The following is a 22,622-nucleotide window of genomic DNA, read 5'->3' as shown; positions in this document are numbered from 1 at the left end:
AAAAGGGGTTTGAAACCCCTTTTTTGAATTATCCTAGATAAGGCTTCAATGTCTTACTTCTAGAAGTATGTCTCAGCCTTCGAATTGCTTTTTCTTTGATCTGTCTCACACGCTCACGGGTTAGATTGAATTTCTCTCCAATCTCTTCCAAAGTCATCGCATGTTCTCCATTCAAACCAAAGTACAAAGTGATCACGTCAGCTTCTCTTTGTGTCAAGGTAGACAAGGCTCTCTGAACTTCCTTTCTCAAGGAATCATTCATTAGGCCGTCATCTGGCTTTTCATCACCATCATTTTCCAATACGTCCAACAAGCTATTTTCTTCACCCTGTACAAAAGGTGCATCCATAGATACGTGACGACCTGAAATTTTCATGGTGTCTACCACCTCAGAGGCGGTTACTTCCAATACCTCAGCTAGTTCTTCTGGAGATGGCTCACGCTCGAACTTTTGCTCCAATTCACTGAAAGTTTTGGAAATTTTATTCAAAGAACCAACTCGGTTCAATGGAAGTCTTACGATACGGGACTGCTCAGCCAAAGCCTGTAGAATTGACTGACGGATCCACCATACTGCGTAAGAGATGAATTTAAAACCACGAGTTTCATCAAAACGCTGTGCAGCTTTGATCAAACCTAGGTTTCCTTCATTAATCAAATCTCCCAAAGAAAGACCCTGGTTCTGATATTGCTTGGCTACAGAAACCACAAAACGAAGGTTTGCTTTGGTTAATTTTTCCAATGCCAATTGATCGCCCTCACGGATTCTCTTGGCTAACACTACTTCTTCGTCTGCAGTTAACAGATCCACCTTACCAATCTCTTGAAGGTATTTGTCCAATGATTGGGACTCTCTATTGGTAATCTGTTTGCTAATTTTTAGCTGCCTCATTCAGAATTTTGATTGATGTATTTGAAATTAAGTTAATGAATTTAATCAATAGAAACTTAAGACTCCTTTTTTGGTTCCTGTTTTTCAGGTTTTGGCAATAGAACCTTTCTAGAAAGCTTGAATTTACCAGTCTTTTTATCAATGTCTATCAACTTAACCATAATTTCTTCTCCTGGTTCCAAGACACCGTCCATGCTTTCCAAACGTTCCCATTTGATTTCGGATATATGAAGTAAACCATCTTTACCTGGCATAAATTCCACAAAGGCACCAAATGGTTGAATATTCTTCACTTTTCCTGTATAGGTCTCTCCGATTTCCGGCTGAGCCACTATAGCTTTGATACGTGCCAAAGCTGCATTTAGGTTTTCTTGATTTGCAGAGAAAACGTTAATTTTTCCTTGATTGTCAATCTCTTCGATCACAATCGTAGTATTTGTATCCTTCTGCATCTCTTGGATCACTTTTCCACCTGGACCGATCACAGCACCAATCAATTCCTTAGGAATAAACATGGTGTAAGATCTTGGAGTATGAGGCTTCAAGTCAGCTTTAGGAGCAGCCAAAGTCTTAGAAATCTCATCCAAGATATGCAATCTACCTTCTTTTGCTTGATACAAAGCTTCTTTCAAAACATTGTAATCCAAACCTTCTACTTTCAAGTCCATCTGGCAAGCAGTAATACCTGCGGCTGTACCTGTCACTTTGAAGTCCATATCACCTAAGTGATCCTCGTCTCCTAAAATGTCAGAAAGGATAGAATAGTTCCCTGTCTTCGAATCAGAGATCATTCCCATTGCAATTCCAGTTACTGGAGCTTTGATTTGAACACCTGCATCCATCATAGCCAAAGCACCTGCACAGACAGTCGCCATAGAAGATGAACCATTGGATTCAAGAATATCAGAAACTACACGGATTGTGTAAGGGTTTTCAGCTTCAGGAGGAAGAACTTTTTTCAAAGCTCTCATGGCCAAGTTACCATGTCCAACCTCTCTTCTACCTGGTCCTCTGTTAGGCTTTACTTCACCTGTTGAGAATCCTGGGAAGTTATAATGCAAGAAGAATTTGTTGTAGCCAGAAATCATGGCTCCATCAATCATTTGCTCATCCATTTTGGTACCCAAGGTACAGGTGGTGATAGATTGAGTTTCTCCTCTCGTAAATACAGCAGATCCATGAGCTGATGGAAGGTAATCAACAACAGACCAAATAGGTCTCACTTCGTTCAATTTTCTTCCATCCAGTCTTTTCTTTTCATTCAAAGTCAAGTTTCTGGCAGCTTCTTTATGGATTTTGTGAAAGTAAGGACCGATTAAGCTCGCTTCGAACTCATGCTCCTCACCTAAATTTTCTACGAACTCTTCTTTGATGGCTTTCACCAATTCAGAACGCTCGGATTTATTAGCAATTTGCTTGCTTACTGAATCGTACAATTTGTCATACAATTCAGATTTCATTTTTTCGTAAAGAGCTTCGTCAGACTTCTCATGACAATACTCTCTTTTGGTTTCTTTTCCAACCAATTTGGTCAGCTCGATTTGAGCTTCGCAATGTCTTTTGATCTCATCATGAGCAAATTGCAAAGCTTCTACCATCTCGTCTTCAGAGATTTCATTAGCTTCACCTTCTACCATCAAGATATAATCTAAGGAACCAGCAACGATGAATTCCAAAGATGCTTTTTCCAATTCAGATGGACTTGGGTTGATGACCAATGTTCCATCGATTTTTGCAACTCTGACTTCTGAAATGGGTCCATTGAAAGGAATATCAGAAACTGCCAAAGCAGAAGATGCTGCCAATCCGGCCAATGCATCTGGTAGCACGTCCTCATCAGAGGACATTAGGGTGATTGCTACTTGAGTATCCGCATGATAATCATCCGGGAAAATAGGTCTGATCGCACGGTCAACAATACGGCTGATCAAAATTTCGTAATCGGAAAGTCTTCCTTCTCTTTTCAAAAAGCCTCCCGGAATTTTTCCTGCAGAAGCGAATTTCTCTTGATAATCTACCGATAAAGGTAAAAAGTCTACTCCTTCCTGAGCATCTTTCTTTGAAACAACAGTGGCCAACAACATGGCCTTTCCCATCCGCACAACTACCGAACCATCCGCTTGTTTGGCTAAAGCTCCTGTTTCAATGGTGATTTCTCTACCATCGGAAAGGGTGATGGTTTTAGTGATTAAATTTGGTAACATAAGTTATGATTAGTATTTCTTCTTTCGTTTTAAAAATAAAGGCATCCAGCTTAAAAAGAAAAAAAGTAAGGTTCTCAACATAGAGAACCTTACCAAGGATTATTTTCTGATTCCTAGTTCGGCGATGATTGATCTGTATCGCTCGATATCTTTCTTGTGAAGGTAATCCAACAAGCTTCTTCTTTTACCTACTAGCTTCAATAGGCCTAGTCTTGTGGAGTGATCTTTTTTATTTGACTTCAAGTGCTCAGTCAAATGCTTGATTCTGTGAGTGAACAGAGCAATCTGAGACTCAGGAGATCCTGTGTCAGTAGCAGATTTTAACCGTCCATGATTTTGAAACAACTCTTGTTTTTTCTCTGATGTTAAATACATGTTTAGCTAAATTAATTAAACCAGCCACAAAGGTAAGGCTATTATTTCGAAAATAAAATATTATGCACTAACAGTATTTTTCTTAAACAATCGTTTCTTCACCCCTTTCCACCATTCCAGATAGAAATCAGGTTCGAATAAACGAGCGTCCTTTCTAGCCTGCTTCAAAAAGAATAAACCGAAAGGCAATAACATCACACACGAAAACCAGGTACCAATCAAAGGATCAGTCAAGCCTTCTTTTGCCCATTTTTCTCCGGTGATAGTCAACATATAATAAACTATAAAGAAAATAATTGAGACCAAGACAGGCATTCCCAATCCACCTTTTTTGATGATAGCTCCCAAAGGCGCCCCTATGAGAAACATTACAAAACATGCAAAAGCCTGAGTATACTTTTGATACCAAGCGATTTCGAAGCGGCGGTACTCTCTTTCAAAGTTTTCTATTTGGGTTTTCTTGATTCCAAAATTATTCTTCAAGCTTCGTGAATTATTCAATGCCATGGTGATTGCATTGGATCGATACCCTCTTTTGAAAACTGCTGAGTCAATAGCCTCTTTTTCCTCATCAGTAAGTGGAGCGGTTCTTCTATTTTTACCTAAAACTACTCGAGTATCTTCTTTTGGATTCGCAACCAAGTCCTCCTCCTCTTCTACAATTACATTCCTTTCTTTTCTCTTTTGAGTTTTTGCCGCAAAAATCGAATCCGATTTAGCTAGGTTACCATTTGCCCTTACAGCCAGAACTTTCCCAGAATCTTGATCGACTTTTAGATTGTTTTCGGGATTTGAAACAAGAATTTTTGAGGTGCCTGGCTCCATAGCGAGCTTTTTGGCTTGATTGAGAGAGTCCTGAATTGCCCTAAGCTTTTCAACTTTTTCCTTTCTAAGAGAATCATCTATGGCTTTTCTATTCAAAATATCATCCACTGGATCCAACCCTCGCTCTCTGGCATAAAATGGATATATACCTTCAGCACTTTGGTAAGTGTTGAATTTCTCATCATTGATTTTTGTATAGATAGAATCAAGTCCATCCTTAATCTCTGAAATGTTTTTGATAGCTCGATTAGTCGACCATAAATCTTCCGGTGTTCGACTTAATTGAAATTCATCCATACTAAAGATGATGACATTTTCATCAAAAGTAGATCTATCAAAAGGAACAGGGTTTTCATTAATTCCCCTCATAGCTCGATCCTCGCTATAATTTGTTCCATGATAAAGGGTCAATTTCATGTAGTTTTCATTGAAGAACTTTTCCATCCTGCCTGAATCAGCAACGGTCACTTCCAAATTCCCCAACTGGCCGTTTTTTTGGCTATAGATGATTATATCCTTCAAATCATTATCACCAATTTTTTCATTCACCTTGATACTAAAACCAGGGATACCAGCATAAAAAATCCCTTCTCGAATATCCAAAGCTGGAGACTTCATTCGGATATCGTACAGTAAGCCGAAAGTCTTCAAATTAACCTTTGGAACAACATAATTATTGGAAAGAAAAGCTGCAATAACCAAAAAGATTGTAAACACAGCTATAGGTCTTAAGGCTCTTACCAAAGAAATTCCAGAGCTTTTGATTGCTGTTAATTCGAAATGCTCTCCCAGGTTTCCAAAAGTCATTAAACTGGAAAGCAATACAGCCAATGGAAGTGCCATCGGTGAAATACTCACCACAAAGTATCCGATCAATTCGGCATAGACCCAAAAACTAAGTCCTTTTCCAAATATTTCATCGAAATACTTGAGCATGTTGACGATTAGCAAAATGAAATCGACAACTACAAAAGTCAATAAAAATGGGCCTATAAAAGACCCAAGAATTAATTTATCTAATTTCTTCATGACACCTCTGCTACCTTGTTCCTAACGGGACATAGTATTGGATGTTCAAATTTGGTAAATTCATTGAAATTAACCTCCAATTATCTCTTTCAATTTCCCGATTAAGCCATCCCAGATAGCAATCGACTCCTCGTCATCATAGCTATCAGAGTAATCGATAACTTTCAAAAACATTGTTTGAGTCAATTCATTTTCTTCAAGCTTAAATTCGATGTAGGCATGATCTGACTCCACGGGATCTTTGGGATCAAAGAACTCAAATTTTATATGTGAATTAGTCCTAATAGATGCGATTTTGGCGTAGTGCTCTTCATTATCAAAATCAAAAATAAAGTCCTTATCCTCGTTAATGCGCACTTCATCGGCAAACCACTCCTCTAAACCACTCGCAGTACTCAAATATTGGAAAATTATTTTTTTTGAGGCATTGATTTGATAATCAGCTACAAACTTGTTTTTAACCATGATTTTTAAATTATCCAGCGTGAAAATTTCACTTTTTTAAAGAACGTCAACTTGCATTTCACAGTACAAGACCTCATATTTGCATTCCCAATTCGAACGGGAGGGTTACTAAATGAAAATAAAAGATTTTCAGCCCAAGTATTTTGAACTTCGACCGTGCTTTAATATAGGCATTAATTCGAAAATTCAATACTTAAAAAAGATTAATGGATAAAATTGTAACCAGCATTTTCTAATCTCAGATTGAAACTGGTTTTATAGATATTCGGCGAGGTAGCTCAGTTGGTTAGAGCGCAGGATTCATAACCCTGAGGTCACGGGTTCAACTCCCGTCCTCGCTACAAAGGCTTTCAGAAATGGAAGCCTTTTTTCATTTAAAATCAACAGCTGCAGTTTTCATATCCGCCGCGGCGGACACGGCTCAACTCCTCCCGGTACCTATCGGGACCCGCTATGCCGAAATGCATCGAGGATCTTTCAGAAATGGAAGCCTTTTTTCATTTAAAATCAACAGCTGCAGGATTCATATCCGCCGCGGCGGACACGGGCCTGCTTGCAGAAGGCAAGTTCAACTCCTCCCGGTACCTATCGGGACCCGCTATCCCGATCAGCATCGAGGATCTTTCAAAAATGGAAACTTTTTTATTTTTATACCTATGAAAGAATTCGTTGTATATGTTCTTTATTCTTTTCCAACATGTAAATCAAACACCGGAATGACTTCCAATTTAATCACTAGGTTTCATTTTCATAAAATGAAATCAACAAAGGGATTTACCATAAGATATAGACCCTGGACTGTCATCTGGGTTGAATTTTTCAACCTTAAAACAGATGCATTGAGTCGAGAAAAAGAATTGAAATCCGGAAAAGGTCGGGAATGGATAAAAAAGGAAATACTTCCCTTCTACCTAAAATAATTGTTCAGGATTCATATCCGCCGCGGCGGACACGGGCCTGCTTGCAGAAGGCAAGTTCAACTCCTCCCGGTACCTATCGGGACCCGCTATCCCGATCAGCATCGAGGATCTTTCAAAAATGGAAACTTTTTTATTTTTCACCACCCCTTACTCCAAAGGGATATTTTTGTAATAAAATCTTCGAAAAAGAATTATTGAAATAGGGAGAGCTAATATCAAATACCAACCATACCCTCCTAGAATAAGCAAAATAGCGCCAAAGAACATCCCGAAGATCACTTGATAGAATTTCTGAATTTCACCCATTCGCAACAGAAGTACTTCAAATAAGCCTCCAATCCCCAAAAGAAAAGCAGACAGTGGAATAAAATCAGTTATAGGGAAAATTACCAGGATCACAAACAACTCGGGTAGAAACAAAACTACCAGCTTAGCTCCAACCCTTCCCCAGATCTGAAATATTGTCTCGGGAAAATTTCTACTAAAAATCAGAAATTCATCCTCGTATTTTTTCATAGTATAGACCAAATAGCTATTGATCATTGCCATAGTAAGAGTAATCAATTGAAAAACTCGAACATCCCCATTCAAATCTTGAAACAGAAATACTCCTCCAATCGCAATTACTATTGAAAGAAGTTTAAATAACAGAAAGACTATTTTTTGATGGAATAGAAAATTAAAAAGTGGAATTGACCAAAGTGGTTTTTTGATATGCTGAAAAGTAATGGATAGAAGTGAGTTCCTTGGAGCGTTCGAACCACGATTCAGATTTCTAACAACAAAAGCTGAAATTCCATAACAAATCAAGAAGATGATAACTGGATAATAAATTAAAAGTGAGAGTTCTCCATATTTAAATCCGGCATAGAAAATCCCACACACCAATAGAATTGCTGGAGCAAATATGATTGTAAACACCCCAAACCAAATTCTAATTTGTTCGCTACTTGGCAAAGCATTGATAGAATAGAAAAGGAATTGGTTGGACTCCAATTTCAATAGTCTCTCCATAAATCCAACTACCCTCCAAGCGTAAACAATCAAAAGAATCAGAAAAAGAATGAGCATAATCAGTTCACTGGCGAATGAATAGAGCAAGATCAAATGGAACTTGACCGAATCTTCATGGTTTAAGTGTCCCCCAAGAGGCTTTATCCAAAATATGTGGCTAAAAATCACTCCGAAAACCATCAGTAGAAATCCCATTTGCTCCTTATAAAAGCGAAAAGAGATTAGCCGAATCAAAACTCTCAAAGTCCCAGCTTTCATGCCTCTACCCAATTCAAAGTCTTATCCTCAATAGCAATTACTTTACAGGAAGATTGAATCTCAATTGGCAAAAGTTGATGGGAGGAAATAATAAAATTGCTTCCAAATTTTTCTTGGTAATGTAAAACCCATTGGATCAGATCTTCCACTGATTTATTATCCAAAGTGGTAAATGGCTCATCTAAAAGAATCCATTGGCTTTCTCCCAAAAATGCACAAAGCAGAGAGAGTTTTTTGAGCATTCCAGAGGAATATTCTCCGATTTTTTGATTGATAAAGGATTTCAATCCCATAAAAGAAATCAAATATTCAACATGTTCTCTTTTGCCTCTTTTCCCTGTCAAAAAGATTTCAATCATATCCTCTCCTGTTAGAAAATCAGGGAATTTTGGCTCAGCAACACCATAATTCACCAATGATCTAAAAGCAACAGGATTTGACTTCAGGTCAATATTTTTATTTAAAACTATCTTACCTTCAAAATCTATTAACCCTGCTATTGATTGTAGAAGTGTTGTTTTTCCAACCCCATTTGGACCCTTGAGAAAGTAGATTCCTGAATCCAAATTGAATTGCGGAATGGAAAGAATCAGGTTAGAGTGATAAGATTTTTGAAAGGATAAAAATTCGATCATGAAGAAAAATACCAAAAAAGTAATTTCTCAATGCACTGATTCAGATTAGATTAACCTGATTTAACAGGTTAGTTAAAATAAACAGTTCAGTAATTACTCCTTTAATTCCAAAATAAGCACTGCATCTTCTTCGAAAGGATTCTCAAAAGTCAGTATTTGATAAATTTGAATACTTTCACCAGGAAGGTATTCATTGGTTGCTGGATTAAACCAAGTCACTTTATAAGACTTGCCAAAAATTGGTTTGATTTGAAAAGTCTGCATCTGAGGAGTATAGACTAAAAGGAGCTTATTTTCAGCATCAGATAAAATTGAAACAAATTGATCAAAGGATTCCTCACCAGGTTGGTGGACTAGCAAAGTTTGATTGGGTTTCAATTCCCACCACTTGAATTTGGTAAACAATTGATTCAAATATCCCATCTGGATGCTTCCTGGAAGTTCCAAACTTTCTTTCCAGCGTTTCACATGTTCAGATGGCCCATGGTTTTCGATCTCCTCTCCTTCTCTGAGCCAAGGCCAAATTCCATTTGCTCCATACGTTAATCCGGCAACTGGGGCAGCAAAAACAGACCAATACCAAGCGTTTCTAATATCCTGTGGACTGGCATCCTTTCGAATATCTTCATACAAAGGCTCAGTATTTATAATAGGTAAAGGACGAATCTTGGACCAGCGATCCGTAACAGGGCCTTTATTAATCCAATTCACTGTTCCTTCAGCTTTGGAATGAGAAGATTGATAGGTATACACTTCATACCATGGTTCATCTTCATAAGTATCACCAACCCAACTCAAGCCATGTGGATGAAGAGTCACCAATCCTTGATATTTTCCTTCTCCAAAAACCTGCTCTCCAATCGATTTCCATCGATCCTCCAAATCTCCGTAATACTTACCATCTCCTCCCAGATTCCACAAAACATGGTTTCCCTGATATCTGGCTACAATGTATTTGGCAAGAATGACAGCTTCTCTGATTGGCAAATAATATCCTGGACTATATTCAGTCCCATCACCAAAAGGCAATGCCCATAAAATCACCGGTGAAACCAACAAGCCTTTCCGATTAGCCTCATCTATTCTTTCATCGATTCTTTTGAAAAATTCGGGATTGATCTGGATATGACCCGATCCTGTAAAAGCGACCTCTCCTTCCCCATTCTTCTCACTACCTCTCCACTGGGTCGTCACCAATTGAATCGTATTGTAAGAATTCTCAAGCCTATTCTCCAAATAATAATCCCATTCCTCTTGGGTTGATTTTAATGCTCCATTCCAAGCCGTACAAGCTGTCCAAAAGAAAGGTGTACCATCTTGATGCCTAAGCTGGTAAGTTCCGGGAAAATGGACAATCGGCCCCTTTTGATAAAGGTCCAATTCATTTTCTGAAGCTTTGCATTCAAAGGATCCTTCAATTTGATGCAAACCAGAATTTCCTTTATCTGAGGAATTGGAAATATATGTCCAGGTGCCGATTTCATCCGGCATAAATCGAACTTTCCAAGTATCTCCACCATCCCAAAAGCCACGAACAGTCTTCTTTACCCCGGTTGGAGAAGTAAATACTATCTCAAAATTCTGAACTTGATAAATGGGATCATCATAGGTTTTGTTACTCGTAAAAACTTGCTCAAATCGTTCATAAATCGGAATTTGACCAAAAGTGAAGGTCGAGACAGAAAATAGAACTATGCAAAAAATGAAAGATTTCGGGTTCATGGTATGGTGAATAGATTAGGAACGGTCAAGATAACAGAAATCAATTGTTTCACTCAACCTTTTGATATACACGCACATAATCAACGAGGTATTTACCAGGAAACTCTGAATTACTTGGATCACCTCCATTGGAGCCAATGGCCATATTTAAAAGAATATAATGTGGCTGATGAAAAGGATTACTACCGTCTGGATTAATTGTTTCCTCCAAGTTGACCTCATTTAAAACTTGATCATCCAGAGAAAGAATGATTTTCTTTTCATCCCACTCCATTTTCCAAATGTGAAATTTCTGAGGCCAATCCGGATCTTTGGCTAGAAACTCTTTGAAAGAGATTTTTGCCTCATCCCAAGCAGCTCTCTTATCAGGATGAGCCCATGCAGCGTTTGCCAAAATCGTAGCATCTCCATCTACTCTATAATATTCCATCACATCTATTTCTCCATTTGCAGGCCATCCTTTTTTCATTCCCAAAGTCCAGATAGCTGGCCACATACCCAAGGCTGTATCTAGTTTTGCCTTGACCTCAAGGATCCCGTATTGGAAGGAATATTTCCCTCTTGTATGAATCAATGAGGAGCTGTACTCGGCAAACTCTCTATTCTTTCTCCAATCCTGACTTTGAGGATCATATTTGGAATTAGGAATCTTTTCTCTTTTGCCTGTAATCACCAAATTTCCATCCAATACTTCTGCATTTTCTGGCTGATACCATTGGAGTTCATTATTGCGAACAAACCCATGCTCATAAGACCAAAAAGTAGAATCTGGTTTTCCTGAATAATCAAACTCATCCGCCCAAACTATATCATAACCTTCATAAGGGCCTGAGGTCTTAATATCTTCTGAGTCTTGATCTTGTGAAGGAGATGGTTTGCACTGAAAAAAAAGCAGAGATATAAAAAGGAAAACAGGGAGTTGCTTGATTTGCATAGGAAAGATATGATTGAATTCTAAAAATAAACCTTCCAAAAAATCTTCGGCACCCATTAAAATAAAAAAGCCTTCCCGAATAGGAAGGCTTTCCGCTAAATAAGGTAAGCAAACCTTATTTAACTCTTTCAACTACAGCTTTGAATGCCTCTGGGTGGTTCATAGCCAAATCAGCCAAAACCTTACGGTTCAACTCGATGTCAGCTTTTTTCAACATACCCATGAATTGAGAATAGGAAATACCGTGCTCTCTAGCACCGGCGTTGATACGTTGGATCCACAAAGCTCTGAATTCTCTTTTCTTCGCTTTTCTGTCTCTGTACGCATACTGAAGACCTTTCTCATACTTGTTTTTTGCTACAGTCCACACGTTGCTACCTCTTCCGAAGTAACCTCTTGTGGCTTTAAGCACTTTTTTTCTTCTTGCTCTGGACGCTACCGCGTTTACTGATCTAGGCATAATCTTTTGTTTTTTGACACTTGGTGTTTCGATTTCTCGAACTCTTTAGACCAAAGCATCTGGTGAATAAATAAACCTTAATTTTTAAAACAGGTTGATCAGATTCTCAACATGTCTCTTACTCTACCCTCATCGGATTCGTGAACCAAACCAGCTTTGGTAAGTTCTCTCTTTCTTTTGGTAGACTTCTTAGTCAGGATGTGGCTTTTGAAAGCGTGTTTCCTTTTGATTTTTCCTGTTCCGGTCAAAGCGAATCGCTTTTTAGCGGAAGATTTGGTTTTTACTTTTGGCATTTTGCTGTTTGTATTTAGTTGAAATTATTTCTTCGCTTGTTTCGGCGCGATGAAGATGCTCATTCTTTTTCCTTCCAATTTCGGAAGTTGTTCCACTGCTCCGTAATCTTCCAAAGCCTGTGCAAACTTAAGCAACAACATCTCTCCTCTTTCCTTAAATACAATACTTCTACCAACGAAGTGCACATAAGCTTTCACTTTGGCGCCTTCTTTCAAGAAGTTGATGGCATGCTTCAATTTGAAATTGTAGTCATGTTCATCTGTATTAGGTCCGAACCGAATTTCTTTCAAAACAACCTTAGCCGCATTGGCTTTAATCTCTTTTTGTTTCTTCTTCTGCTCGTATTTGAATTTGGCATAATCCAAAATCTTACAAACAGGAGGATTCACATTCGGAGAAATCTCTACTAGATCGAGGTCGTTGTCTTGGGCAAGTTTTAGTGCTTTGTCTAGGGGTAGGACGGCATTTCCTCCATCTACGTATTCACCTACTAATCGTACTTCTCTGGCCCGTATTCTTTGGTTTACCTTGTATGGCTCTTCCTGCCGACCTCTTTTTGGATTTCTGTCTCTCAAGTTAGCTTTAGTTGTTTTTTTGAAATTGACTGCAAATATCGGAATTATTTCTAAATTCTAAAAAAGCAGAAGAAAATTTTCCAATTTTATTCTCTACTCAGTGATTCTGAAATAATCCCTTGAAAATACTTTATAAACTCCTCCGGTGAGAAGTTACCGATATCTCCCTCCCCGTGTTTACGGACAGAAAGTTTTCTTTCTTCTTGTTCTTTTTCCCCTACAATAATCATGAAAGGGATTTTCTTCACTTCTGCATCTCTGATTTTTCTTCCAATCTTCTCATCTCGATTGTCGATTGAACCAGAAATATCATGCTCGTCCAAAATAGCTTTAATTTCCTCAGCATACCCAACAAATTTCTCAGAAATAGGCAAAATAGTTAATTGCTCTGGGGAAAGCCAAAGTGGGAAATTACCAGCACAGTGCTCGATTAAAACTGCCACAAAGCGTTCCAAGGAACCAAAAGGTGCTCTGTGAATCATCACTGGACGGTGCTTTTGATTGTCCGAACCAATGTATTCCAACTGGAATCTATCAGGCAACTGGTAGTCTACCTGAATAGTTCCCAACTGCCACTTTCTACCCAAAGCATCTTTCACCATGAAGTCCAACTTAGGACCATAGAAAGCTGCTTCGCCTAGTTCAGTTACAGTATTCAGACCTTTTTCAGCCGCTGCTTCAATAATCGCAGTCTCAGCTTTGTTCCAAGCTTCATCTCCTCCGATGTATTTGGAAGGATTTTCCGGATCTCTCAAAGAAATCTGAGCAGTGTAATCATCAAAGCCCAAAGCCTTGAATACATACAATACTAAGTCGATTACTTTGATAAACTCTTCTTTCACCTGATCAGGTCTACAGAAGATGTGTGCATCATCCTGAGTAAATCCTCTCACTCGGGTCAATCCATGCAACTCACCACTTTGCTCGTATCTGTAAACCGTTCCAAATTCCGCATAACGGATTGGAAGCTCTTTATAAGAACGTGGCTTGTATTTATAAATCTCACAATGGTGAGGGCAGTTCATCGGTTTCAATAGGAACTCCTCCCCTTCGTTTGGAGTAGCTATCGGCTGGAAAGAGTCCTTTCCATATTTTTCATAATGTCCCGAAGTCTCATACAAAGCCTTATGACCGATATGAGGGGTGGTTACTTGTTGATAACCAGACTTATCCTGAGCCTTTTTCAAGAAACTCACCAATCTTTCTCTCAACAAAGTCCCTTTCGGCAACCACAAAGGAAGTCCCATCCCAACCTTTTCGGAGAAGGTGAATAGCTCCAATTCACGTCCCAATTTTCTATGGTCACGCTTTTTGGCTTCTTCCAACATGGTCATATATTCCTGAAGCTCTTTGGCTTTCGGGAAAGTCACACCGTAAATACGAGTCAACATTTTGCGGTTTTCATCACCTCTCCAATACGCACCAGCGATATTGGTCAACTTCACAGCTTTGATGAAGCCGGTATTTGGGATATGTGGTCCACGGCAAAGATCCGTGAAATTTCCCTGCTCATAGAAAGTTATGGAACCATCTTCCAAACCTTCCAAAAGGTCTAATTTGTATTCGTCGCCTTTCTCCTGGAAGTAAGCAACGGCATCTTGCTTGGAGATGTCTTTTCTGACATACTCATTCTTTTGGCGAGCCAATTCGATCATTTTCTGCTCGATCTTTTCCAGCTCAGCACCTTCCAAAGTATGATCACCGAAATCTACATCATAGTAGAATCCCGTTTCGATTGGAGGTCCAATACCAAATTTGATTCCTGGATACAATGCTTCCAAAGCTTCCGCCAATAAGTGAGCAGATGAATGCCAGAATGTGTTTTTTCCATCTCCGTCATTCCAGGTAAGCAATTGTACTTCTGCATCAGAATCGATCGGGCGGGTAGCATCCCAAACCTGACCATTGACTTTCGCAGCAAGAACGTTCCTAGCCAAACCCTCGCTGATACTGGCAGCAATCTGTAGCCCGGTAGTTCCTTGTTCATACTCCCTTACCGACCCATCCGGAAGGGTAATTTTAATTTGTTGTGACATAAAATTGTTTTGGCCTATACAAACAGGCAATTGGTTTAAGCTGCAAATATGCCAAATGTGTATTCAAAGGAAAAATTTCAGGGAGGTGAATAATGAAAAGAATCGTTATTTCTTCAGGGTATAAATGATAAGGACAGGATTTTCAGAATCTTTGGCCGCTGTAGCCACTTCTGCAAACTTTTTCCCTTTGCCATTGATATAGGATTCAAAGGCTTCTTCCCCGAGTTCTTCTTTTTTCTTTTGTAAAACCTCGTAAAGGTCAACTCCGGGGATTTTACTACCAACTTGATTTGCTCCATCAAAATTATAATTGAAAAAATAGGGGTTATACCCTTCATCAATGTCATTTTCTATACCCCAATTCAAAACAAACGTTTTTCGATTCTCTCGATCATAAAAAACATTGTAGGAAGTTTCTTCACTTCTAAAAGAGTTAGAAAAATACTTATCGGATAGTACTGTTGCCCGAGGGACAAAATAGAGTTTCGACTTTTTATTTATAAAGTCCATTCTTTCCATGGGATCGAGATTCTCCATTTTCATTTTATACTCTTCTATGTCTTGACCATAGCTTCCATATTCAAAAACCAATTTGGGGATGTAAGCCTCTTCGCTTAATTGAAAAATTGTGTCTTGGAAACCATAAGTGAAATAGGTATCATAGCCTGATAAAATATAATTATTACGACCTGAAAAATTCCCATAATATCTCCCTTCAACAGTTGGAAAATAGCCAGTTGAATCCTTAAAATCAGCATTCACACTAGTAACTATATACTTTTCAGTCCTATAGGGAGACATGGAAAAATGATATCGGTTATTAGACTCTAGATAAACTCCGGCATTTATCCCCATCTCAACTTTCATTTCCCTTAAAAAATCTCCTTCCATATTAAACCACATCAACTTTGGAGGATAGACTCCCAAGAAAAGGACTTCATTTTTATCAATTATGAAATTATCAAACTCCTTATATTTTTCCGGTCCATCTCCGAATGCCCGGATTTGATTTAAAAAATTGCCTTTAGAATCAAAGATTTTGATGCACTTACATCCGAAAATATCCATAGTCATGATTTTATCTTTATAAAATAAAATCTTGTGTAGACCTGCACTCAATTGAGCTTCCTCTGAATCATCTTTCAGCCAGACATAATCAATTTCAGGCTCGAAAAACTCTGAAAGTTTCCCATCATAGGCTTTTGATAAATCAATGGAAATGACCTCAAGGTCATCTTGTGATAGGCTTTCATCTTTTTCGGAACAAGAAAAAAGCAAAAACGACAAAAGAATAGTTACAGCTAAAAGTTTCATCCTTAAAACTAAGGAATTCACTAAATCTATAAAATATCTTAAAGGATTATCTGGGCGCTGACTTTTACAACAAATGGCTTAGCATCAGGAACATCCAAATAAGTCATTCGATGGAAAAAGTCCACTCGGAAGAATTTGAAAATATTTTCCACACCATAACCCAGCTCAACATAAGGACGATTAGGATCCAATCTTCCAAAGCTTTCCAAAGTGTTGCCCTCAGGATCTACTCCCGGAACATTCAGGATATTCTCGTTCCTCACAGACCCAAACAAGATATTGGCATTTGCTACCGCTCTCCATTTGAGTTTTCTCATCAGAGGAATTCGGTTCAGTAGGAAGCCTTCAAAGAAATGTCTGTACCTCAAGCTCATGTATTGATCTGAGGCAAACTCATTGAAATTCATCGTATTGAAAGCAGCCGTTGTGTAAAACAGCGTTCCATTACCCAAATGGTTTTTAAGGATAGGATAAGGAACCTCACCAAAGATTTTCCCAGCATCAAATTCATAGCGAGAAACCCCTAGCAAGCCCATTTTCAGACGTTGATAGACATAAAAACTGAACTTTTCATAGCTCATATCTCCGCCCAACCATCTCAATCCTTTGGTAAAATTCACCTCGACAATTGGCCAGGTATCAGGACCTAAAGAAACCCGCTCATTATCATTGATGATGATGATTTCATCCCTCCCATAACGCAATCCAAAACGAGCCTCCATGGTTTCAAAGCTGGATCTATACTCCCGGCTTTTCTTGTCTAAGAAATAGAAATCAAATAATGGATCAAATTCGCTTTTCCTCAGCCCTCCAGTAAACAGGAAGCCTTTGAAAAACTCCCGCTGGAAATTCAATTGATTTCCCGTAGAAATAAAAGGTCTTCGAAGAGTCCCAAATCTACTGGCAGCCAAAAAGACACTGTTACCTGCCAAAGATTCCATCTCCAAGCCCACCTGATCAATTTCTTTGAAAGTCTTCAATTGGACAGTAGTCCAGCGTTTTCGGTCTAATATCCGAGTAGCAAAAATGGAATACTTAAAGCGCTCATCTTTAAATCCATAGGCTCCATAGCCTTGCAAAAGCCATTTTTTACTGAATTTGTAATTCGTGCGAAGCCCAAATCCACCACGCAGACCTTCTACATTATTATAATTCCCAAATTCTGTCCAGGGTCCCAAATCAACTTTCCCAACTGGCAAAAATCCAGAAGCAAAGAATTTGAGACCTTCTGAGTAAAACCGTACAACGGGGATTTTCTTCAGGGTATCAACCATTTGAAGCACGGCCAATTCCTCCTGGGTAAGAGGGTCTATCCTACTCTTTTGCCAAAACTCATCAGTGGCATTGCCGAAATCCGGTTTGAGTTCTACCGCATTGTTGAAGAATGAAGTTGGTTTAGGATCAGTCAAAACCACCGAGTCTGTAGCAGTATAAAACTTAGCCAACAAACCTGCAGTGTTCTTGGTCACCTGGGCAATCTTAATCTGAACTCGGCTTTTAGAAGGAATCAGATGCCCGCTTGAAATAGGCTCCAATTCTTGTTGAATCTTGATTCTTTCAATAAAATTCAGGTTGGCGGTCTTGGGAATGGTCAAATCCACCTGCTTCAAGGCATAGGTCTCCTTATTGATCCAAATAGTTCCTGCAAAGGCCAAATCCTCCTCCTGACGTGGATAAACCTGTAGCATGTAGCAAGAATCTTTGCCAACTAAGACCGAATCCATCAGATCATAATCGTAAAAAGTCTTCCAACCATCTGCTATTGGGGACACAAACTCTTTATTCAAGATCGAAAGCCAGTTTTTATAAAAATTATATTCTTGAAATACCGAACCTGTGATTTGTGAAGTTGTCGAACCATCTGTAATCCCAACCCCAGTTACCTTGGACTTTTCTACAATTTCCTTTTTTAGGACTGGATCGTTTCTGAAATAGAATTTGGAAACCGTCTCAGAAAAGAAAATCGGGAGGATCTTTTCACCCTCATCATCCTTTAGCTGCTGAATACTATCCAGGATTGCCGTGACTTTCTGAACTGATTTTCGTTGGGTGAATTTGTCAGAAACTTCATCAATATCAATTTCGATCTTCGTATAATTCTTTGTCTCATAAGCATCTAGATTACGCTTATCAAAGTCTTTCTTTCGATCTACAGCCCTTCGAATGATTTCAAATGCAGGATTCTCCCCAGCCTCAAAAACGAATGCTTCCAATTCAAAATCCGAAGGCCTCAATTGAAAATTAAGCGTTTGAAGGGGTTCTTTGGAAAGTGCTTTGGTTTGAGTCAAATAGCCCAAATAACTCACCTGAATACTATCCACCTGACTAGAGGTTTTCAGCTCATAATTCCCTTCAAAGTCAGTATTCATGCCTGTGGTAGTCCCCAAAAGCAAAACAGAAGCAAATGGAATCGGGTCACCAGTAGTCGCATCAGTCACTTTCCCTTTGATAGTGGTCTGGGAAAAAGCAACGAGTGTTTGTAGAAAAAGAAAAAGCAGGAGAAAGAATCTATTCATCCTAGAATTCGGTGATAACAAATGAAGACACAAAATAAAGCCATTCGGACGGCATACCGCTACCAAACGAGTGAAAAATTCTAAATGTTGTTCAAAAGTCCTTCCTTCACCCAATTTAATTTGAATTTCTGATCGGTATATTTGGGGCACAAAACAGGATACTATGCGATACGATATAGCCATTGTTGGTGGCGGAATTGTTGGCTTGGCCACAGGATTGAAGTTGTTGAAGGAAAAACCAGCCTTGAAAATTGCCATTTTGGAGAAAGAATCCCAATTGGCAAAACATCAGACCGGAAATAACTCTGGTGTGATCCATTCTGGCTTGTATTATAAGCCAGGATCTCTTAAAGCCACCAATTGTATCAATGGATATCATGAGTTGGTTCAGTTTTGTGAAGAGGAAAAAATCCCTTTCGAGATCACTGGAAAGGTGGTTGTGGCCACCCAAGAAGAGCAGAAACCACTTTTGGAAAACCTGCTACAAAGAGGCCTTCAAAACGGATTGGAAGGAACTAGAAGAATCAGTTTGGAGGAATTAAAGGTTTATGAACCACATTGTACAGGAGTAGATGCCATCCATGTTCCTCAAACAGGAATCGTCGATTATTTCCAAGTTGCATTGGCCTATGGAAGAAAAATCATGCAAGCTGGAGGCAACATCCTATTGAATCATAAAGTCCTATCATACAAGCATCAAGGACACACTAATTATATCGAAACTTCAAAAGGAACCATCGAGGCAAACCTGATTGTCAACTGTGCAGGGCTTTATTCTGATAAAGTTGCCCAGATGGATTCTGATACTGAAAAAGATGTAAAAATCATTCCTTTTAGAGGAGAGTATTTCAAATTGAAAAAGGAAAAAGAATACTTGGTTAAAAACCTGATTTACCCAGTTCCAGATCCGAATTTCCCATTCTTGGGTGTTCACTTCACCCGAATGATGAAAGGCGGTGTTGAGGCTGGTCCAAATGCCGTATTGGCATTCCGAAGAGAAGGTTATTCCAAATCACAGATCAATTTGGGTGAATTAGCCGAATCGTTGGCTTGGCCAGGTTTCCAAAAAGTAGCAGCCAAATACTGGAAAACCGGTTTTGGAGAAATGTATCGTTCCTTCTCCAAGGCGGCTTTTACCAAAGCATTGCAGGAATTAATTCCAGAGATCCAAGAGTCAGACTTGGTAGAAGGTGGAGCCGGAGTTAGAGCTCAAGCTTGTGATAAAAATGGGGGATTATTGGATGATTTTGCAATCCGCGAATCTCAGTATGTCATCAATGTACTCAACGCCCCTTCCCCAGCAGCTACCAGTTCACTTTCCATCGGAGGAACAGTTGCCGGAATGGTTTTGAAGCGATTGGATTGAAAAATTCACTCAGGCCCGATTGTTCGCGGGTAACAGATCTACACAGAATCTAAAATGGAAACGTTACAAATTCCCACTTAAAAAGGGGGTTAGGGGGATGTTGTGATATACCATATTAAGGAAATGGCAGTCTGGAGACTGCATTGAAATAGGTCCAAGTCAAGAGACTTGAACCTGATAAAATGTTTTTCGAAAATCTTGTTTTTAAACCTGAGTATTTACCGTATCCGGGAAATATCTATTTGCCAATTTGATCATCTCATCACCTTTGACTAGATCATGGATTGTTAATTCTGAAGTATGATGATGACCTGATGCTCCTAAAAGCTCTTTTACGGCATTAATCGTGTTTTTATGGAAGTTATAAACGCGCTCTGACTTATCCGTCACCACCAAGCCTTTAGCTAGTCCATGTTTTTGAGTCGCAACACCTGTAGGACAATCATTGGTATTGCATCTTAAGGCTTGAATACATCCCAAACTAAACATAAATCCACGAGCTGAATTACAGGCATCTGCCCCCAAGGCGATGTTTTTCAAAATGGAAAAAGCACTTAAAGCTTTCCCTGAAGCAATCAATTTGATATCATCTTTCAGATGGAATTTTTCCAAAGCAGCTCTTGCGAAAATCAATGCCGGCTCCAATGGCAAACCCACGCTATCTGAAAATTCCAAAGGCGCTGCTCCAGTTCCACCTTCTGCTCCATCAATGGTTATAAAGTCAGGCTTACAACCTTTAGCTACCATCTCTTTACAGATCTCAATAAACTCCTCAGTTCTTCCTATACATAGCTTAAAACCAATAGGTTTACCTCCTGATAGTTCACGTAATTCTCTAACAAAGTCAATCAAACCTTCAGCATCAGAAAATGCCGAATGAGCTGGAGGAGACAGAACCGTTGTACCTGCTTTAACTCCTCGAATATGGGCTATTTCCGGAGTGTTTTTCACACCTGGAAGCACTCCACCATGACCAGGTTTTGCACCTTGAGATATTTTGATTTCAATCATTTTCACCTCTGGACGTGCTGCTTTTTCTTTGAATTTCTCAGCATCAAAATTCCCATGTTCATCCCTGCATCCGAAATATCCCGTTCCTATTTGCCAGCATAAATCTCCACCCTGCATATGATATTCAGAAATCCCTCCTTCTCCTGTATTATGAAAGAATCTTCCCTTTTTTGCTCCTAGGTTCAAAGCTCTTACCGCATTGGAACTTAAAGATCCAAAGCTCATAGCTGAAATATTGAAAATTGAAGCTGAATACGGTTGCTTGCATTCTGCCCCACCAATCTCAATTCTTAGATCCTCATCCTTGACGTGTACAGCGTATATGGAATGCCTCAATGCTACATAATCCTCCCCATCAATATCTCGCTGAGTTCCAAAAGGATGGGTATCGTTTACGCTTTTAGCTCTTCGGTAAGCCAAGGCTCTGATATTCCTGCTAAAAGGTCTCCCATCAGTATTGCTTTCTATGAAATATTGCTGGATTTCAGGGCTGATAGATTCCAAAATGTATCTAAAATGGCCTACAACAGGGAAATTTCTTAAAATCGCATGCTTGGTCTGAAAGGAATCGTAAATCCCTAAAACTGTCAAAAAGCCTAAAATCAACAGGACGAAATACCCAAAACTAAACTCTCTAAAAGAGTAAAACCACATCAAAAAAAGCGTCAGGGAAAACAGGACTAGAATAGAAAAGAAAAACAGCTTACGCATTAATTTTAAATTTAGTTAGCACTAATATACTAAGTGAGTTTGAGTTTTTATGGATTTACCAAAAAGTCCAAAAACCGCTTTTCTGCCCATGTAAACTCTTCCCCACTTTGAACAAAACCGGTATGTCCCCCTCTTGTTGGCATTTCTAGAAAGATTTCTGATTTATTCTTTGCCAATTCCACTGGGTAGCATTCCGGTCCCAAAAGTGGATCATTTAAAGCATTGATAATTAGTGTTGGAATGGAAATATCTTCCATCCAGTTATCAGCACTTACAGATTGATAAAAGTCCGCCGCATCCTTGAATCCGTGCAGTTTAGCAGTGAATTGAGTATCAAACGTATCAAAATCTCTAACCCTCTCTAAAGCTTCCAAATCAATCAAATCAGGGAACTGAAGCGCTTTTCTTCTGATTTTCTCCTTCAGTTTGTTCAAGAATTTCTTTTTGTATATCGCATTCCTCTTCATTCTCAATGTGGCAGCACTGGAAGGAAGATTACAAGGAGTTGAGTAAACAGCAGCTTTTTTGATTTCAAAAGGAATGTCTGCTCCATTTTCACCAAGGTATTTCAAAGTTTGAGCTCCTCCCATGCTAATTCCGCAAAGGTAAATCTCTTCGTATTCATAATTGGAAACCACATGTTTGATAGTAGAATCCAAATCATAGCTGGCACCATGATGGTATAGAATAGGCTGAAGATTCATTTCTCCCCCACATGTCCTATTGTTCCAAACCAAGGCGTCAATTCCATTTTGGTTAAAAAGCTTTACCAAAGCCATGGCATAATGACGATAAGAATCACCTTCTAATCCATGGGAAACAATTAAAAGCTTTTTGGAACCTACTCGAGACCAATCCAAATTCAAAAAATCCTGATCAGGAGTATCGATTTTCTCTCTTTCGTAAAGGACACCTTCTATCTTCCTAAATAAACTAGGAACGATAGTTTCAAAGTGTCCATTGATTAAATATCCTGGAGGTTTGGTGTAGGTAGAAGGAACAATTGGCATGAAATCGAACGCTGAATCAATCTGCTAAATAAAGCCATTGAAGTCAAATTCGTTCA

At 39.0% G+C, this 22,622-nt stretch carries 19 protein-coding genes and 1 tRNA gene; 3 read left to right on the top strand and 17 right to left on the bottom strand.

Features of this window, described 5'->3' with window-relative positions; translation table 11 throughout:
• Positions 1 to 28: 28 nt before the first annotated feature.
• From BUF13_RS02485 to BUF13_RS02465, 5 genes are all read right to left on the bottom strand, one after another.
• Entirely contained in the window at positions 29 to 892 is an 864-nt protein-coding gene (locus tag BUF13_RS02485) for a sigma-70 family RNA polymerase sigma factor (protein WP_026954085.1), read from the bottom strand.
• A gap of 56 nt (positions 893 to 948) precedes the next feature.
• Positions 949 to 3,096: a polyribonucleotide nucleotidyltransferase gene (gene pnp / locus BUF13_RS02480; protein ID WP_073570157.1), complete on the bottom strand. Its 2,148-nt coding sequence runs from the start codon at positions 3,094 to 3,096 to the stop codon at positions 949 to 951.
• Positions 3,097 to 3,195: 99 nt separating this feature from the next.
• A complete protein-coding gene (gene rpsO / locus BUF13_RS02475; protein ID WP_073570156.1) occupies positions 3,196 to 3,471 on the bottom strand; it encodes a 30S ribosomal protein S15 in 276 nt (91 codons plus the stop codon).
• A gap of 60 nt (positions 3,472 to 3,531) precedes the next feature.
• On the bottom strand, positions 3,532 to 5,325 hold the full coding sequence (locus BUF13_RS02470) for an LptF/LptG family permease (protein ID WP_073570155.1): 1,794 nt from the start codon (positions 5,323 to 5,325) through the stop codon (positions 3,532 to 3,534).
• A gap of 69 nt (positions 5,326 to 5,394) precedes the next feature.
• A complete protein-coding gene (locus BUF13_RS02465; protein WP_073570154.1) occupies positions 5,395 to 5,790 on the bottom strand; it encodes an START-like domain-containing protein in 396 nt (131 codons plus the stop codon).
• 267 nt (positions 5,791 to 6,057) lie between these two features.
• Between BUF13_RS02465 and BUF13_RS02460 the strand changes: the two genes are divergently transcribed.
• Both BUF13_RS02460 and BUF13_RS20785 read left to right on the top strand, forming a co-directional pair.
• Positions 6,058 to 6,131, top strand: a tRNA-Met gene (locus tag BUF13_RS02460).
• A gap of 15 nt (positions 6,132 to 6,146) precedes the next feature.
• Entirely contained in the window at positions 6,147 to 6,710 is a 564-nt protein-coding gene (locus BUF13_RS20785) for a GIY-YIG nuclease family protein (RefSeq protein WP_244547790.1), read from the top strand.
• A gap of 147 nt (positions 6,711 to 6,857) precedes the next feature.
• On the opposite strand, the gene BUF13_RS02450 is transcribed toward BUF13_RS20785, so the two are convergent.
• From BUF13_RS02450 to BUF13_RS02405, 10 genes are all read right to left on the bottom strand, one after another.
• Positions 6,858 to 7,982 (bottom strand): hypothetical protein, encoded by a 1,125-nt coding sequence (locus BUF13_RS02450; protein ID WP_073570153.1) that lies wholly within the window; start codon positions 7,980 to 7,982, stop codon positions 6,858 to 6,860.
• Positions 7,979 to 8,617, bottom strand: coding sequence for an ABC transporter ATP-binding protein (locus BUF13_RS02445; protein WP_073570152.1), 639 nt, complete (start codon positions 8,615 to 8,617; stop codon positions 7,979 to 7,981). Before BUF13_RS02445 ends, BUF13_RS02450 begins: the two co-directional genes overlap by 4 nt.
• Before the next feature lie 93 nt (positions 8,618 to 8,710).
• The gene (locus BUF13_RS02440; RefSeq protein ID WP_073570151.1) at positions 8,711 to 10,339 is read right to left on the bottom strand and encodes a glycoside hydrolase family 140 protein; all 1,629 of its coding nucleotides are present in this window, start codon (positions 10,337 to 10,339) and stop codon (positions 8,711 to 8,713) included.
• Positions 10,340 to 10,388: 49 nt separating this feature from the next.
• Entirely contained in the window at positions 10,389 to 11,273 is an 885-nt protein-coding gene (locus tag BUF13_RS02435) for a glycoside hydrolase family 16 protein (protein WP_073570818.1), read from the bottom strand.
• A 115-nt stretch (positions 11,274 to 11,388) separates the two neighbouring features.
• Positions 11,389 to 11,733 carry a 50S ribosomal protein L20 gene (gene rplT / locus BUF13_RS02430; RefSeq protein WP_073570150.1) on the bottom strand — a complete coding sequence of 115 codons (345 nt, stop codon included), beginning with the start codon at positions 11,731 to 11,733 and terminating at the stop codon, positions 11,389 to 11,391.
• A gap of 98 nt (positions 11,734 to 11,831) precedes the next feature.
• Positions 11,832 to 12,026 (bottom strand): 50S ribosomal protein L35, encoded by a 195-nt coding sequence (gene rpmI / locus BUF13_RS02425; RefSeq protein ID WP_073570149.1) that lies wholly within the window; start codon positions 12,024 to 12,026, stop codon positions 11,832 to 11,834.
• A gap of 24 nt (positions 12,027 to 12,050) precedes the next feature.
• Positions 12,051 to 12,602, bottom strand: coding sequence for a translation initiation factor IF-3 (gene infC, locus BUF13_RS02420; RefSeq protein ID WP_073570148.1), 552 nt, complete (start codon positions 12,600 to 12,602; stop codon positions 12,051 to 12,053).
• A gap of 86 nt (positions 12,603 to 12,688) precedes the next feature.
• Positions 12,689 to 14,638: a threonine--tRNA ligase gene (thrS, locus tag BUF13_RS02415; protein WP_073570147.1), complete on the bottom strand. Its 1,950-nt coding sequence runs from the start codon at positions 14,636 to 14,638 to the stop codon at positions 12,689 to 12,691.
• A 105-nt stretch (positions 14,639 to 14,743) separates the two neighbouring features.
• Positions 14,744 to 15,952, bottom strand: a complete 1,209-nt coding sequence (locus BUF13_RS02410) for a 6-bladed beta-propeller (protein WP_083586345.1) — start codon at positions 15,950 to 15,952, stop codon at positions 14,744 to 14,746.
• A gap of 38 nt (positions 15,953 to 15,990) precedes the next feature.
• Positions 15,991 to 18,468 (bottom strand): DUF5686 and carboxypeptidase-like regulatory domain-containing protein, encoded by a 2,478-nt coding sequence (locus BUF13_RS02405; protein WP_073570146.1) that lies wholly within the window; start codon positions 18,466 to 18,468, stop codon positions 15,991 to 15,993.
• A 163-nt stretch (positions 18,469 to 18,631) separates the two neighbouring features.
• Between BUF13_RS02405 and lhgO the strand changes: the two genes are divergently transcribed.
• Positions 18,632 to 19,834 (top strand): L-2-hydroxyglutarate oxidase, encoded by a 1,203-nt coding sequence (lhgO, locus tag BUF13_RS02400; RefSeq protein ID WP_073570145.1) that lies wholly within the window; start codon positions 18,632 to 18,634, stop codon positions 19,832 to 19,834.
• Between the two features lie 204 nt (positions 19,835 to 20,038).
• On the opposite strand, the gene BUF13_RS02395 is transcribed toward lhgO, so the two are convergent.
• Positions 20,039 to 21,556: an FMN-binding glutamate synthase family protein gene (locus tag BUF13_RS02395; protein ID WP_073570144.1), complete on the bottom strand. Its 1,518-nt coding sequence runs from the start codon at positions 21,554 to 21,556 to the stop codon at positions 20,039 to 20,041.
• Positions 21,557 to 21,603: 47 nt separating this feature from the next.
• Positions 21,604 to 22,566 carry a YheT family hydrolase gene (locus tag BUF13_RS02390; protein WP_073570143.1) on the bottom strand — a complete coding sequence of 321 codons (963 nt, stop codon included), beginning with the start codon at positions 22,564 to 22,566 and terminating at the stop codon, positions 21,604 to 21,606.
• Between the last annotated feature and the right edge of the window lie 56 nt (positions 22,567 to 22,622).

The sequence above is a fragment of the Algoriphagus zhangzhouensis genome (assembly GCF_900148515.1).
In the GTDB taxonomy this organism is placed as follows: Bacteria; Bacteroidota; Bacteroidia; order Cytophagales; family Cyclobacteriaceae; genus Algoriphagus; species Algoriphagus zhangzhouensis.
Note: the sequence above shows the minus strand (reverse complement) of the source record. Positions and strands in the feature narration are given on the sequence as shown.

Coding starts and splice junctions, on each gene's coding strand:
- BUF13_RS02445 (WP_073570152.1), bottom strand. CDS start 8,617: ATGATCGAATTTTTATCCTTTCAAAAATCTTATCACTCTAACCTGATT.
- BUF13_RS20785 (WP_244547790.1), top strand. CDS start 6,147: ATGGAAGCCTTTTTTCATTTAAAATCAACAGCTGCAGTTTTCATATCC.
- BUF13_RS02470 (WP_073570155.1), bottom strand. CDS start 5,325: ATGAAGAAATTAGATAAATTAATTCTTGGGTCTTTTATAGGCCCATTT.
- BUF13_RS02465 (WP_073570154.1), bottom strand. CDS start 5,790: ATGGTTAAAAACAAGTTTGTAGCTGATTATCAAATCAATGCCTCAAAA.
- rplT (WP_073570150.1), bottom strand. CDS start 11,733: ATGCCTAGATCAGTAAACGCGGTAGCGTCCAGAGCAAGAAGAAAAAAA.
- rpmI (WP_073570149.1), bottom strand. CDS start 12,026: ATGCCAAAAGTAAAAACCAAATCTTCCGCTAAAAAGCGATTCGCTTTG.
- BUF13_RS02390 (WP_073570143.1), bottom strand. CDS start 22,566: ATGCCAATTGTTCCTTCTACCTACACCAAACCTCCAGGATATTTAATC.
- BUF13_RS02440 (WP_073570151.1), bottom strand. CDS start 10,339: ATGAACCCGAAATCTTTCATTTTTTGCATAGTTCTATTTTCTGTCTCG.
- thrS (WP_073570147.1), bottom strand. CDS start 14,638: ATGTCACAACAAATTAAAATTACCCTTCCGGATGGGTCGGTAAGGGAG.
- BUF13_RS02450 (WP_073570153.1), bottom strand. CDS start 7,982: ATGAAAGCTGGGACTTTGAGAGTTTTGATTCGGCTAATCTCTTTTCGC.
- BUF13_RS02410 (WP_083586345.1), bottom strand. CDS start 15,952: ATGAAACTTTTAGCTGTAACTATTCTTTTGTCGTTTTTGCTTTTTTCT.
- lhgO (WP_073570145.1), top strand. CDS start 18,632: ATGCGATACGATATAGCCATTGTTGGTGGCGGAATTGTTGGCTTGGCC.
- BUF13_RS02435 (WP_073570818.1), bottom strand. CDS start 11,273: ATGCAAATCAAGCAACTCCCTGTTTTCCTTTTTATATCTCTGCTTTTT.
- pnp (WP_073570157.1), bottom strand. CDS start 3,096: ATGTTACCAAATTTAATCACTAAAACCATCACCCTTTCCGATGGTAGA.
- BUF13_RS02405 (WP_073570146.1), bottom strand. CDS start 18,468: ATGAATAGATTCTTTCTCCTGCTTTTTCTTTTTCTACAAACACTCGTT.
- BUF13_RS02395 (WP_073570144.1), bottom strand. CDS start 21,556: ATGCGTAAGCTGTTTTTCTTTTCTATTCTAGTCCTGTTTTCCCTGACG.
- rpsO (WP_073570156.1), bottom strand. CDS start 3,471: ATGTATTTAACATCAGAGAAAAAACAAGAGTTGTTTCAAAATCATGGA.
- BUF13_RS02485 (WP_026954085.1), bottom strand. CDS start 892: ATGAGGCAGCTAAAAATTAGCAAACAGATTACCAATAGAGAGTCCCAA.